Consider the following 12610-nt stretch of genomic DNA (forward strand, 5'->3'; position numbering starts at 1 on the left):
CGTGGCACAACCCGATCAACGACTTCACCGCACCGAAGTGGCCGGTACTGCCTCCAACTGGGCCGGGCCTCAGGTGTGGTTCGCAGGTCCGTGGTCGGGGCAGTCGGTCAGTGCGTTAGCGGTCAGCGCGAGGTGCTGCGTGAGTAGTTCTGCGGCGGTGTCGGCGTCGCGCGCCAGCGTTGTCTCCTCCAGTCGGCGGTGTTCGGCGATGCCGTCCCGGCCCGGGGCACGGTGCGCCGACCAGCGGCGGGCCAGCTCGCTCGCGGTCCACATCCGGTCGAAGGCCTCCAGCAGGACGGCGTTGCCGCAGCCTTCGAGCAGGGTGCGGTGGAAGGCGCGGTGGGCTTCGGCCCATTCGGCGCTGTAGTACTCGCCCTCCCCTTCCGCGTACGCAGGGGTGCGGGCCAGCCGGTGGTGGGTGGCCCGCACGCGGGCCTCCCAGTCGACGTCGCCGCGTTCGATGGACATGCGCAGCATGATCGGTTCGATGGTGCGTCGGGCTTCCGCGATCTCCTGCCAGCGGCGGTCGGAGAAGGCCGGGACGGCGAAGCCGCGGTTGGGGAGACGGTCGGCGAGGCCCTCGCCGACCACCCGTAGCAGCGCCTCGCGCACGACGGCCAGGCTCACGCCCTGTTCCTTGGCGAGTTCCTGCGGCTTGAGGGCGTCGCCGGGGACGTACTGTCCGCGCATGATCCCGTCGCGCAGGCGTGTGTAGACCTGCTCGGAGAGCATCGGCTTCCCCGAGGCGGCCGCGGTGTGGGTCGTCATGCCACCATCATAGACGATCTGGAAGATAATCGATTATTACTGCTATGGTCGATTCGAAGTCGTCATCGGCATGCGGCATCGCCACCGCTGCGCGCCGGACGGCACTCGGGCGGGCCCCTTCGCGGCCGCCCGCAACACGCTCTGAAAAGGAACGATGCAATGAGCACCAACAACCCCTTCGCCCGCCTCCCGGAGACGGCATCCTTCACCGTCACCAGCACGACCGTCACCGACGGCGCCGCATGGCCGGTCGAGCAGTACTCCGGCCTCTCCGGCATCCCGGGAGGGAAGGACGTCTCTCCGCAGCTGTCCTGGAGCGGCGCCCCGGAAGGCACCCGGAGCTACGCCGTCACCGTCTACGACCCCGACGCGCCCACCGGCTCCGGGTTCTGGCACTGGGCGGTCGCCGACATCCCCGCCACCGTCACCGAGCTGCTTGAGGGTGCCGGCGACGACACCGGCTCCAGCCTGCCCGAGGGCGCGTTCCAGCTGCCCAACGACGCCCGCATGGCCCGCTTCATCGGCGCCGCCCCGCCGGCCGGACACGGCCCGCACCGCTACTTCATCGTGGTGCACGCCCTCGACGTCGACACCATCGGCGTCCCCACCGACGCCACCCCCGCCGTCCTCGGCTTCACCATGGCCGGCCACATCCTCGGCCGCGCAGTCCTGACCGCCACCGCCGAAACCCCCGCCTGACCAGCACCATGTCGCAACTCATCGACACCACGGAGATGTACCTGCGCACCATCCTGGAACTTGAGGAGGAAGGCGTGGTCCCCATGCGTGCCCGCATCGCCGAGCAACTGCACCAGAGCGGACCCACCGTCAGCCAGACCGTCGCCCGGATGGAGCGCGACGAACTGCTGCACGTCGCCCGCGACCGGCACCTGGAACTGACCGACCGGGGCCGCCGACTGGCCACACGTGTCATGCGCAAGCACCGCCTCGCCGAGTGCCTGCTCGTCGACGTGATCGGCCTGGAATGGGAACAGGCCCACACCGAAGCCTGCCGCTGGGAACACGTGATGAGCGAAGCCGTCGAACGCCGCGTCCTGCACCTGCTGCAACACCCGACCACATCCCCCTACGGCAACCCGATCCCGGGCCTGGAGGAGCTCGACAAGAAGAACACAACGGACCCGTCCCTCGGGGAGGAATTGAAGGGATTGATCAGCCTCAACGACTTCCGGCGGGCCCCGGACGGCGCGAGCGCGGTCGTACACCGCATCGGAGAGCCGATCCAGGCCGATCTCCGGCTGATGCACGCCCTGCGCCGCGCCGGGGTGCAGCCCGGCGCCGTCGTGCAGGTGACACCGTCGCCCGACGGTGTCACGGTCGCCAACGCACAAGGGGCCGCGGAACTTCCCGCACGGGCGGCCGCGCATGTCTTCGTGACCGCGCACTGAGCAGCCGTCACATGCCGCTCATCATCGTGGCCGGGGTGTCCGCGTTTTGCGGGCCGTTGGGCGTGCTCGGGCTCGCTGCGGCTTCGTCGAGCGCGGCTCGGCGGGCGGTGGCGTCCTCGCTCATCCGGCGGCGCAGCTCCCGATAGGTGTGGTGGTCGGTGAGCGAGGACCGGGCCGGCCGCGTGGTGGGCCGGCCGCCGGGGCCCTGGCCGGGCTGCACCACGGGGCGGCGCCGACGCGGACGTCGACGGCCGTCACGGTGCCGGGCCGCAGCTGCTCGAAGGCGGCGAGGATGTGGCGGGCCCGGTGGCGGAGTGGGCGGCCGGCGAGCACGCGCAGGCGGAGGGTGGTCGGCGCTCGCCGACCGGCCGTGGCCCAGCCGGCGAGTCGAGAGCAGAAGGCTCAGCGGGCCAGCAGGTCCCGGATCGCGGCCGCGATCTCGTCGGGTGCCTCTTCGGCCATGAAGTGCCCGGCTCGGGTCAGCCGGTGGTCCAGATCCGGCGCCCATGCCTTCCACACCCCGACAGCGTCGTAGCCGAGCTGCGCACCCCAGTCCTGCTGGACGACCGCCACGGGCATGGCCAGCTGCGACCCGGCGTCCAGGTCCGCCTGGTCGTGCGTGACGTCGATGTCCGCCGAGGCCCGGTAGTCCGCGACAATCGACGTCACCGCCGCGGCGCTCGCGCGCAGGTATTCGGCACGCACCTCTTCGGGCATGGTGGTCGGGTCGTTGGCCCAGGCGTCGAGGAACGAGCCGAAGAACGCGTCCGCACTGCCTGCGATCATCGCCTCCGGCAGGCCCGGCGGCTGCGCCATCAGGAAAAGGTGGTAACCGACCGACGCCGAGGCGCCGTGCAGGACGTTCCACATGTCGAGCGTCGGCACGATGTCGAGAATGCCCAGGTGCGTGATGGTCTCAGGATGGTCCAACCCCGCCCGGAAGGCGACCAGGGCTCCCCGGTCGTGGCCGACGAGGGCGAAGCGCTCGTGCCCGAGCGCCGCCGCCAGGGTCACGACGTCGGCGGCCATGGTGCGCTTGGCGTACACATCGGGGTCAGTGGCCGCCGGCTTGTCGCTGGCGCCGTAGCCCCGCAGGTCGGGACAGATCACCGTGTGCTCGTCGGCGAGACGCTCGGCGACGTGCCGCCACATCAGGTGGGTCTGGGGAAAACCGTGCAACAGCACGACCGGGCTGCCGCTGCCGCCGACAGCGGCAGCCAGCTCCACACCGTCCGCGCCGGGCAGGCGGATGTGATCGAAGCCGGGAATGGTGAGCGTCATGAGGGAGCATCCTTGCGGGTCGGGGACTTGACCGGATCAGCTTGGGCGACAGCGATCAGCAGCCGATCAGTACGGTTGGGCGCAGCCGGCCCCTGGCCCGGAGGATAGGAGCATGCGAATCGACGTGCTCGGTGCGGTGCGGGCCCTCCACGACGACGGCAGCCCGGTTGACCTGGGCGGACCCCGCCATCGTGAGGTACTCGCCCGGCTCGTCGCCGCCGAGGGACGGATGGTCACCACCGACACCTTCGTCAATGACCTGTGGACCGATCCACCTGCCCGCGCCGTGGGCGCGCTGCGCACCTTCGTCGCCGCGCTGCGCCGCGCCCTCGAACCCGACCGACCGCCCCGCGATCCGCCGCGCGTCATCGTCACCGAAGGTCCCGGCTACGCGCTGCGCCTGCCGCGCGAGGACGTGGACGTCCATCGGTTCCAGGACGCCCTGGCCCGAGCCCGCCGCACCCCCGAGGCGGTGACCGACCTCGGCGCGGCACTCGCGGCCTGGCGCGGACCCGCCTACGCCGATGTGACCGGCTCCCCATGGGCGCAGCGCGAGCAGACCCGGCTGGAGGAGCTCAGGTTGGACGGGGTGGAAGTGCGCGCCCGCATCCTCCTCGACTCCGGGGAAGGGGCAGATCTCGTCGCCGAACTGGGTGCCCATGTCGCCGAACACCCGTGGCGCGAGTCGGCCTGGGAGCTGGTTGCCCGCGCGCTGTACCGCGCCGGCCGCCGGGCCGACGCGCTGGCCGCTCTCCGCCGCGCCCGCGCGATGCTCGTCGGCCAACTCGGACTCGACCCCGGTGGCGACCTGCAGCGCCTGGAGAGGGACATCCTCAACGGGTCCGCGCGCCCCGAAGGAGCACGTACCGCGTGGACCGGCCCTGGTGTCCGGCTCGGCCCGCGCACCACCGTGGATCTGGCCCGCACCCTCGCACTGGCGGGTGGCGACGCCCTCGTCCACTCGCGGCGCGACCGCCTCGCCGCCGTCCGGGCGGCGGAACGCACGGGCGACCTCTCCCTGACCGCCCGCATCATCGGCGCCTACGACGTGCCCGCCATCTGGAGCCGGGCCGATGACCCGGAGCAGTCCCGCGCCGTCGTCGCTGCTGCCGAGCGCACGCTCACCGGGCTCGGACCAGGCGGCCCCGCCGACCTGCGCGCCCGCCTCCTGGCCACGGTCGCCGTCGAGAGCCGCAGCGCCGATCTGTCCGGGACCGAGCTGAAGCACGCGCAGCAGGCGGCGCGTCAGGCAGAGGCGCTGGCACGGGACCTGGCCGATCCAGCCCTGCTGGCCTTCGCCCTCAACGGGGTGTTCCTGCAGTCCTTCAGCGGCCCCGGGCTCGCGGCGGCACGGGACAGGATCGGCGCCGAGATCCTCGACCTGTCCACCCGGCACGAGCTGCCGAACTTCGCCGTACTCGGCCGACTCGTCCGCCTGCAATCCGCCTCGGCCCTCGGCGACCTCGACGCCGCGACCTCGCACGCCGATGCAGCCGACCGGCTCGCCGCCGCCACCGAGGCGCCCCTCGTCCCCGTCCTCACCGGGTGGTTCAGGGCCCGGGCCACGGCCGCCCGCAGCGCCGAACCCGGCGGACCGACCGCCGCCACGGCAGCAGCGCACTACCGCGCCGCCGAGGACACCCTCCGGACGGCCGGAATGCCGGGGCTGCACCGCGGCCTCTTCCCGCTCGCCCTGCTGGGACTGCGCCTGCTGCACGACCGGCCCGCGCCCACCGACCCGCACCTCGACTGGGGCCCGTACGGGCCCTGGACGCGACCCCTCGTGCTGCTCGCCCAGAACCGGGGCGAGCAGGCCCGTACCGCCCTCGCCGCGGTGCCCGAACCACCGCGTGACCACATGCAGGAGGCCATGTGGTGCCTGACCGCCCGTGCCGCCGTACGCCTCGGCGAGCGCGGAATCGCCGCCCGCGCTGCGGCTGCCCTGCGTGATGCCCGTGCAGAACACGCGGGCGCCGCCAGCGGATTGCTGACCCTGGGCCCGGTGGCGCGGTACCTGGCAGAAGCGGAGGCATGCGCCGGAGCGGGGTGAGCGACCGCCGTCCGCGAGCCCCGGGCCCGTCCGCGCTCACCTCACGGCCCGCGGGATCAGGTCGCCATGACGTTCAGGGGCGTCTGTGGCCGACACCAGGCAGTCGCGACGGCTCGGCGCCACGCGTGGTGATCCACCTGCTCACCCTCGTACCCCCGCTCCGTAATGGCTTGAGGTGATCGTGCCGGAGGACCGCGGCCCGGGCCGCCGGCCCGATTCACTTGATGCGGGCCCGTCTGCGATCGGTGTGCCGGTGCGGTCGCCGGTGCCCGGGAGGTCCTTGGCGGGCCGGCCTGCGGGTGCGCTCACCGGGCATCGACCGGGTGGGGACGCCGAGTGTGAGCAGGGCGAGCGCCGGCAGCACGGCGACGATGATTCCCATCGGCAAGGCGTCGGTGGCGCCACCCGCGCCGGCCAGCGGAGCAAGTGCCGCTCCGAACATGAACTGGCTGAAGCCGAGCAGGGCGGCGGCCGACCCGGCGTGTCCGCCGTGGCCGGCCAGGGCCTGGGCCGCGGCGTTCGGCATGACCAGGCCCACGCTGGAGACCAGGACGAACAGGCCGATCAGGAGCACGGGCAGGGGCGCCCGTGTCAGCACCGCGCCCAGGACCGTGGTGCCACCGGCTGTCGCGCCCAGCAGACCGGCGAGCAGCAGCACGCGGGCGCCGGCCCGGGCCACCAGCCGGCCGCTGATCCGGGCGGCCGCGACGAGTCCGGCGGCGTTGGCGGCGAACACGGCGCTGTACTGCTGCGGTGACAGGCCGTGGATTTCCTGCAGGACGAACGGCGAGCCGGAGATGTAGGCGAACATCGCCGCGAAGACCAGGCCGTTGGCCAGGACGTACCCGGTGAAGACCCGGTCGCCGAGCAGTTGCCCGATGACAGCCGGCAGCGGCTGGCGTGACGCGGAGGGCCGGGTCTGCGGCAGTCCTGCGGCGGAGGCCGCCAGCATCACGGCGCCGAGTACGGCCAGGGCCACGAAGATTCCGGGCCAGGCCGTGACGCGCAGTAGCTGGCCGCCGAGGACCGGCGCGAGCACCGGCGCCAGGCCGGTGATCAAGGTCAGTGTGGAGAAGAGACGTGCGGTGCGGGTTCCGGAGGTGCGGTCGCGGACCATGGCGTTGGCGATGACGATGCCGAACGCCCCGCCGATGCCCTGGACCAGGCGTAGGCCGACGAAGGTCGGGACGTCGGGTGCCACCGCGCAGAGCGCGCTGGCGATCGTGTAGAGGGCGAGGCCCGCCAGCAACGGACGCCGCCGGCCGTAGGTGTCGCTCAGCGGCCCGGCGATCAGCTGCCCGACGGCCAGCCCGGCCAGGCAGGCGGTGATGGTGAGCTGGGTGGCCGCGGCGCCGGCGCGCAGGTCGCCGGCGAGGTCCGGCAGTCCGGGCAGGTAGCCGTCGATGGACAGTGGTCCCAGGGCCACGAGCGCTGCGAGCAGGACGATGAATCGGGTGTGCGGGCCGGCGGCGTCGTTGCTCATGGCTCAGTACGCCACGGTGATGCGGCGGCGGATCGCGGTGCCGCTCTCGATCGTGTCGGCCAAGGCGATCGCGTAGTCGGCGTACGAGATGCGGCTGTTGCCGTCGTCGTCGGTGAGCAGGGTGTCCCCGGCGCTGCGGTAGGCCCCGGTCCGCTCGCCCGCTGCGATGACCGCGGCGGGCGACACGTACGTCCAGTCGAGGTCGTGCACGCCGCGGTAGAGGTCGAGCGCTTCGGACTGGGCCTCGGCGTTGGCCTTCCACAGCGCGGGGAAGTCCGGGTCGTCCATGACCCGGGCGCCGGTCGGCGTGCGCAGGCTGCCGGCACCGCCGATGGTGACCAGGCGGGTGACGCCGGCTCGGCGGAGTCCGTCGATCAGCGCACGGGCGGCACCGACGATCGTGGCGCGGTCGTCCTCCTGGCCGATCCGGGGGCCGACGGCCGACAGTACGGCGTCGTGGGAGGCGGCGAGGCCGGCGACCGCGGCGGCGTCCGTGACGTCACCGGTGGTCACGGTCAGGGCCTTGTGCTCGAGTCCGTCGACGTGGCCGGCTCGAGTGACCGCGGTGACGGTGTGGCCGCGACGCAGGAGTTCCTCGGTGGTGGGCCGGCCGATGTTGCCGCCGGCACCGAACAGGACGATCTTCATGTGTTGCTCCTTGTTTCTGATGGTCTCTGATGTTTTCTGATGGTCAAAGGACGGGCCGGCCGTCGGCGATGATGGCCGCGGTGATGCCGCGCTCGGCGGCGGCGTGCTGGAAGCGCTGCTCGATGTCGGGTTGTTCGGTGTAGAACGGCGGGTTGTGGAACAGGCCGTAGTGCATAGCGCAGACGGTGGCGGCGCCGAGTGCGACGGCGGCCTCCACGCCCTGCTCGGGGGTCATGGTCGCCGGGACGTTGGCCGCGTAGCCCTCGAAGTGGGCGATGACGCCGTTGACCGGGACGAACGCGACGTCGAACGGGCCGTGGTCGCGGGCGATCTGCCACCAGCTGCCGTGCCACTGGGTGTCGCCGCAGTGGATGATCCGCCGACCGGCGCCTTCGACGACCCAGGCGACCTGGTCGCAGTCGTTGCCGCGCCAGTCCAGCGAGGTCACCGGGGTGACGGTCAGCTCTCCGATGCGGCGTGACCGGCCCAGGTCCTGGGCAACGGGGGTGATGCCCGCCTCGTGCAGCGCCGCCGCGCTCGGGGTGTGGCAGCCGATCGTGCCGGTGGCCGCGATCCGGGCGATCAGGTCGTGGTCGTAGTGGTCGGGGTGCAGGTGGGTGATGAGGGCGTGGGTGCCGGGCGGGGTGTCGACCGGGTCGACCGGCCGGTGCGGCGGCCCCATCACCGGCGCCAGCGGAGCGACGTTCTCAAGCGGGTCGATCAGCAGGCGGGTGTCGCCGAGACGGATCTCGACGCCGGCCCAGGCCAGCCGACGCACGGAAAGGGTGGTGGTCATGGGCAGCGACGCTAGACCGCCGTTGTTGAGAAAGTCAACAAGAGAGTTCTGAATCTCAACGCCGCAAGGTAGGGTGGTGGCATGCGCACCTACGGGCAGTACTGCGGCATCGCGAAAGCACTGGACACCATCGGCGACCGGTGGACCCTGCTGATCGTCCGTGAACTGCTCGCCCTGGGTCCGTGCCGGCACACCGACCTGCGCAACGGGCTGCCCGGGATCGCCAGTAATCTGCTGGTCGACCGGCTCCGCGAACTGGAGGAAGCCGGCCTGATCCACCGCAAGGCCGCCCCGCCGCCGGTGGCCACCACCCTGTTCTCTCTCACCGAGCGTGGCCGCGCGCTGGAGCCGGTGCTGCAGGAACTGAGCCGATGGGGAATTCCGCTGTTGCGCGAGCCGGCCGGCAGCGACACCTTCCGCACCCACTGGCTGGACATGCCCGCCCGGGCACTGACCGACCACCGTCCCGACCAGCCGGCAATCGCCCTGCAACTGCACGCCGACGGCAACGAAGACCTGGTCATCGAAGTCAAGGACGGCTCGGTGCACACCCACGCCGGCCGGGTCGACCACCCCACCGCGTCCCTGACCGGACCGCCGCACCTGCTGGCCGCGACCCTGCTCGGCGACCTCGATCTGAGCGCCGCGGTACAGCAAGGCCTGCAGCTCAGCGGCAATCGCGAGGCAGTACTGCGCATCCTGCCCCGCTGAACGACCGGCCGCGCGCGAGACTGCGACCTCAAGCCCTACCGAGTCTGCGCCGGTCTCGAAAACGGTCCTCTGCCGTGCGCAACGGGCTGCTGGGACCGGCTGCCGTGGCCGCGGCGATCACCACCACGGTCTGGCTCGGGCCGTGGCCAACGGAACCACAGCATCATGTCGCCGTGACCCGCGAGGGGCAGATGGTCCCGCACGCATGGGGGACCGAAATTCCCGTGGTACTGACCGGTCTGAATCCCGGTCGGACCTACCGTGTGCTGACCGCCCACGCCGCTGGGAATCGCGCCCTGGGCGGCGGCGTGCGCATCCCCGAGGGTGAGACCGTGCACATGAGGATCACGACGGCCGTACCACGCCAGGCCGTAGCGGTGGTGCTCGTGGAGGACGAGAGCGGCCGGGAGATGGCGCGGATGTCCGTTTCCCCGACTGCCCGATGACCCCAGCAGCGGACCGTGCCGGACTCCCGGAGAGGTCTGCGCTGTGCTTCCCCTCGTAACGTAGAGCTCTGACCCGATGTGGAGTTGAGGGCGGGTAAGCGACGTGGCGACGACGCCGAGTTCCGTGAGGGGGCGGTGTGGATCGTGCTGGAGACTGAACGACTTGTCCCCGGGCCGGACGGGCACGCCTCGCCCCGGTGGCCGGAACCCGTGGCGGCGGTTTCAGTTCCGCGCGCGGCATATCGGTCCAACACCCCTGAGCCTGCGCGGCCCGCCCCCAAGCCGGCCGTACCTGTACGGCTCACAGCCTCAGCGTCGGTGCCGGGCCTGATGGGCCGCGATCAGGTCGCGGTACCACGCGTACGACGCCTTCGGCGTGCGCGTCTGCGTCTCGAAGTCGACGTGGACGAGGCCGAAGCGCTGGTGGTAGCCCTCGGCCCATTCGAAGTTGTCGAGGAGGGACCAGGTGTAGTAGCCGCGGACGTCGACACCTTCGGCGATGGCGGTGGCGAGGGCGTCGAGGTGGGTGGCGAGGTAGTCGATGCGCAGCTGGTCGGGGGCGGCGGACTCGTCGACGGAGCAGCCGTTTTCGGTGATGGCGATGGGCGGGAGGGCGATGCCGTACAACTCCTGCAATCCGACGAGGAGTCGGCGGAGGCCGTCGGGGACGACGGGCCAGCCGAAGGCGGTGTGGGGGACGTCGGGGATGTCGACGAGGTCGAAGGGCAGGCTCGGGTCGGTGGGGGCGGCGATGCGGGTGGGGTTGTAGTAGTTGACGCCGAGGGCGTCGAGGCCGGGGGCGTGGATGAGGTCGGTGTCGCCGGGGTGGATCGCGCCGAAGATGTCGTCGGGGACCCCGAGGGCGGAGAGGTCGGGGTAGCGGCCGAGGAGGACGGGGTCGGTGAACAGGCGGTTGTGGAGGGCGTCGTATGCCGCGGCGGCAGTCAGGTCGGCGGGGTTCGGGGTGGCCGGTTCGACGGGGGTGAGGTTGTTGGAGAGCATCACCTCCAGGCCGCGCTCGTGGAGCAGCGAGGCGGCCAGACCGTGGCCGAGGAGTTGGTGGTGGGCCGCGGGGAGGGCCTCGAACATGAGGGCGCGGCCGGGGGCGTGGATGCCCATCGCGTAGCCGAAGACGGTGTGGACGAAGGGCTCGTTGAGGGTGATCCACGTCGAAATGCGGTCGCCGAGCCGGTCGGCCGTGGCGGCGGCGTAGTCGGCGAAGCGGTACGCGGTGTCGCGGTTGAGCCAGCCGCCTTCGTCCTCCAAGGCTTGCGGGAGGTCCCAGTGGAAGAGGGTGGGCAGCGGGGTGATCCCCGCCTCCAGCAGGGCGTCGACCAGGCGGTCGTAGAAGGCCAGCCCGGCGGGGTTCACGGGCCCCGTGCCGGTGGGAAGGACGCGGGACCAGGCGATGGAGAAGCGGTAGCCGTCGAGCCCGAGGCCCTTCATCAGGGCGATGTCCTCGGGGTAGCGGTGGTAGTGGTCGCAGGCGACCGCCCCCGTGTGCCCGTCTCGAATGACTCCGGGGCGGGTGACGAAGGTGTCCCAGACGGACGGGCCGCGGCCGTCCTCCTCCGCCGCCCCCTCGATCTGGTAGGCGGCGGTGGCGACACCCCAGCGGAACCCCGCCGGCAGGTCGTGGCGGTCCGGCATGGCGGCCTCCTGACAGTAACGTGAGGAATGCTCATGTTACTGACGTCACGCTGAAACACCAGAGGAGGCGGGACACCAGCGGGACGGCCGACGTCGGCGACGCCGGCGACGGCGGATCCGCACCGCCGGCCCCTCGGTCAGCCTCCGACACCGACATCCGCGAAGGGCGCCGGACTCAGGCCGAGCGGGCCTCCGAAGGGCGAGTTCAAGGCATAGACGAGGACGACCATGAAGGCGATGAGGCTGGTGAACCCCATGGCCAGCACCAGGTGGGTGCCGGTGCGCTCGATCCCGAAGAGGAACATCAGTCCCAGGGTGAGTGCGCCGCCGGCGAGCAGGCCGAACCACATGACCCCCGACATGCCCCGGTTCCCGGCCGCCTCACGGCCGTGACGCGCCTGGTAGGCCACCGAGATCTGCCCGAACGCCAGCTGGTCCACCTGCTGTTGCGCGTTGGTGGTGGGCTCGAAGGACGTCCAGGCGTTCTGCACGTCGTGAAGGAGCGTCCAGCCGCGCGTGCCCAGCGGCTTGCGCTGCTCCATCAGCGGCCACTCCTCGTTCCGGACATACGCGGCGTAGGTGTCCGCCGCCGCGCGGGCCCGCTGAGCAGCGGCGGGTGGAAGCCCGTCGGCGAGCAGGAACGTCTGGTGCACTGCCCCCGCCTCGGCGCTGATGTTGGCATCGGCGTCGTCCTTGGCCTCCCACACCGTGACCAGCGCAAGGCCCAGCACCAGGGCGTACAGCACGCCGACCATCATCGTCAGGTACTCGGCGGTGTCGTCGCGCGCCTCTCCCGCCGGCGCCGACCGCCTGGCCCTACGGCCGTTGAACAGGACAGCGCCCCCGGCGACGGCGACGAATCCGACGACGATGCCGATCACGGCGATCACGTGTTCCATGGCGCCCCTGCACTCGGGTCGGATCGGCGGCGCGCCCTCCGGCGACGCCACGCGACGGCTGCGGCGGCGATCGCGGGAACGAACAGGACCAGGAAGAACAGGACGAACCTGTGCAGCACCGGGAGCGTGCCCTGGCCGAAACGACCGGGACGCAGAAGAGGTGACCGCACGTTGTTCCCCCCGGCACGTGCTCCCGGGGAACCGGAGGGTGTCGCGGACGCGGTACCGGGACCACTCGGCGAGCCCCCCACGGGCTTGCGCCCGCTGCCCGGCACCCCGGCACCGCCGACACCACCGGCGCCGGCTGCCCCGGCTGCCCCGGCTGCCGGCGCACCGGATGCGGGAGCCCTGGCCGCGGCTGCGCCGGGTGCGGGTGCGCCGGGTGCGGGTGCGCCGGGTGCGGGTGCGCCGGGTGCGGGTGCGCCGGGTGCGGGTGCGCCGGGTGCGGGTGCGCCGGGTGCGGGTGCGC

General features: G+C 72.1%; 13 protein-coding genes. 5 read left to right on the forward strand and 8 right to left on the reverse strand.

Annotation, left to right across the window (positions count from 1 at the left end):
- Positions 1-69 precede the first annotated feature (69 nt).
- Positions 70-768, reverse strand: coding sequence for a GntR family transcriptional regulator (locus tag ACFV04_RS32025; protein ID WP_380534298.1), 699 nt, complete (start codon positions 766-768; stop codon positions 70-72).
- Positions 769-927: 159 nt separating this feature from the next.
- Between ACFV04_RS32025 and ACFV04_RS32030 the strand changes: the two genes are divergently transcribed.
- Both ACFV04_RS32030 and ACFV04_RS32035 read left to right on the forward strand, forming a co-directional pair.
- Complete coding sequence (locus ACFV04_RS32030; protein ID WP_380342627.1) at positions 928-1467, forward strand: YbhB/YbcL family Raf kinase inhibitor-like protein; 540 nt, start codon at positions 928-930, stop codon at positions 1465-1467.
- A gap of 8 nt (positions 1468-1475) precedes the next feature.
- Positions 1476-2177 (forward strand): metal-dependent transcriptional regulator, encoded by a 702-nt coding sequence (locus tag ACFV04_RS32035; RefSeq protein ID WP_380342630.1) that lies wholly within the window; start codon positions 1476-1478, stop codon positions 2175-2177.
- Between the two features lie 7 nt (positions 2178-2184).
- Here ACFV04_RS32035 and ACFV04_RS32040 read toward each other — a convergent pair whose 3' ends face one another.
- Entirely contained in the window at positions 2185-2400 is a 216-nt protein-coding gene (locus ACFV04_RS32040; protein ID WP_375942945.1) for a hypothetical protein, read from the reverse strand.
- A 179-nt stretch (positions 2401-2579) separates the two neighbouring features.
- Entirely contained in the window at positions 2580-3458 is an 879-nt protein-coding gene (locus ACFV04_RS32045) for an alpha/beta fold hydrolase (protein ID WP_375942947.1), read from the reverse strand.
- 112 nt (positions 3459-3570) lie between these two features.
- On the opposite strand from ACFV04_RS32045, the gene ACFV04_RS32050 reads away from it, so the two are divergent.
- Positions 3571-5508, forward strand: a complete 1938-nt coding sequence (locus ACFV04_RS32050) for a BTAD domain-containing putative transcriptional regulator (RefSeq protein WP_380534300.1) — start codon at positions 3571-3573, stop codon at positions 5506-5508.
- Between the two features lie 217 nt (positions 5509-5725).
- Here the strand turns inward: ACFV04_RS32050 and ACFV04_RS32055 are convergent, their stop codons facing one another.
- The 3 genes from ACFV04_RS32055 to ACFV04_RS32065 are packed head-to-tail and all read right to left on the reverse strand — an operon-like array spanning position 5726 to position 8435.
- Positions 5726-6991, reverse strand: coding sequence for a multidrug effflux MFS transporter (locus ACFV04_RS32055; RefSeq protein WP_380534302.1), 1266 nt, complete (start codon positions 6989-6991; stop codon positions 5726-5728).
- A 3-nt stretch (positions 6992-6994) separates the two neighbouring features.
- Positions 6995-7639 (reverse strand): NAD(P)-dependent oxidoreductase, encoded by a 645-nt coding sequence (locus ACFV04_RS32060; protein ID WP_380342638.1) that lies wholly within the window; start codon positions 7637-7639, stop codon positions 6995-6997.
- 43 nt (positions 7640-7682) lie between these two features.
- Positions 7683-8435 carry an MBL fold metallo-hydrolase gene (locus ACFV04_RS32065; protein WP_380534304.1) on the reverse strand — a complete coding sequence of 251 codons (753 nt, stop codon included), beginning with the start codon at positions 8433-8435 and terminating at the stop codon, positions 7683-7685.
- Positions 8436-8516: 81 nt separating this feature from the next.
- Between ACFV04_RS32065 and ACFV04_RS32070 the strand changes: the two genes are divergently transcribed.
- Positions 8517-9146, forward strand: a complete 630-nt coding sequence (locus tag ACFV04_RS32070; protein WP_380342642.1) for a winged helix-turn-helix transcriptional regulator — start codon at positions 8517-8519, stop codon at positions 9144-9146.
- A gap of 74 nt (positions 9147-9220) precedes the next feature.
- Positions 9221-9592, forward strand: a complete 372-nt coding sequence (locus ACFV04_RS32075) for a hypothetical protein (protein WP_380342644.1) — start codon at positions 9221-9223, stop codon at positions 9590-9592.
- A 309-nt stretch (positions 9593-9901) separates the two neighbouring features.
- Here the strand turns inward: ACFV04_RS32075 and ACFV04_RS32080 are convergent, their stop codons facing one another.
- Entirely contained in the window at positions 9902-11242 is a 1341-nt protein-coding gene (locus ACFV04_RS32080; protein ID WP_380534306.1) for a GH1 family beta-glucosidase, read from the reverse strand.
- Between the two features lie 137 nt (positions 11243-11379).
- Positions 11380-12141 carry a hypothetical protein gene (locus tag ACFV04_RS32085; RefSeq protein ID WP_380342650.1) on the reverse strand — a complete coding sequence of 254 codons (762 nt, stop codon included), beginning with the start codon at positions 12139-12141 and terminating at the stop codon, positions 11380-11382.
- Positions 12142-12610: the final 469 nt, after the last annotated feature.

This window comes from Kitasatospora sp. NPDC059599 (assembly GCF_042735125.1).
In the GTDB taxonomy this organism is placed as follows: Bacteria; Actinomycetota; Actinomycetes; order Streptomycetales; family Streptomycetaceae; genus Kitasatospora.

Excerpts from the sequence above, each read along its gene's own strand:
- ACFV04_RS32060 (WP_380342638.1), bottom strand. The coding sequence starts at position 7,639 with ATGAAGATCGTCCTGTTCGGTGCCGGCGGCAACATCGGCCGGCCCACC.
- ACFV04_RS32045 (WP_375942947.1), bottom strand. The coding sequence starts at position 3,458 with ATGACGCTCACCATTCCCGGCTTCGATCACATCCGCCTGCCCGGCGCG.
- ACFV04_RS32055 (WP_380534302.1), bottom strand. The coding sequence starts at position 6,991 with ATGAGCAACGACGCCGCCGGCCCGCACACCCGATTCATCGTCCTGCTC.
- ACFV04_RS32030 (WP_380342627.1), top strand. The coding sequence starts at position 928 with ATGAGCACCAACAACCCCTTCGCCCGCCTCCCGGAGACGGCATCCTTC.
- ACFV04_RS32070 (WP_380342642.1), top strand. The coding sequence starts at position 8,517 with ATGCGCACCTACGGGCAGTACTGCGGCATCGCGAAAGCACTGGACACC.
- ACFV04_RS32085 (WP_380342650.1), bottom strand. The coding sequence starts at position 12,141 with ATGGAACACGTGATCGCCGTGATCGGCATCGTCGTCGGATTCGTCGCC.
- ACFV04_RS32025 (WP_380534298.1), bottom strand. The coding sequence starts at position 768 with ATGACGACCCACACCGCGGCCGCCTCGGGGAAGCCGATGCTCTCCGAG.
- ACFV04_RS32080 (WP_380534306.1), bottom strand. The coding sequence starts at position 11,242 with ATGCCGGACCGCCACGACCTGCCGGCGGGGTTCCGCTGGGGTGTCGCC.
- ACFV04_RS32050 (WP_380534300.1), top strand. The coding sequence starts at position 3,571 with ATGCGAATCGACGTGCTCGGTGCGGTGCGGGCCCTCCACGACGACGGC.
- ACFV04_RS32035 (WP_380342630.1), top strand. The coding sequence starts at position 1,476 with ATGTCGCAACTCATCGACACCACGGAGATGTACCTGCGCACCATCCTG.
- ACFV04_RS32065 (WP_380534304.1), bottom strand. The coding sequence starts at position 8,435 with ATGACCACCACCCTTTCCGTGCGTCGGCTGGCCTGGGCCGGCGTCGAG.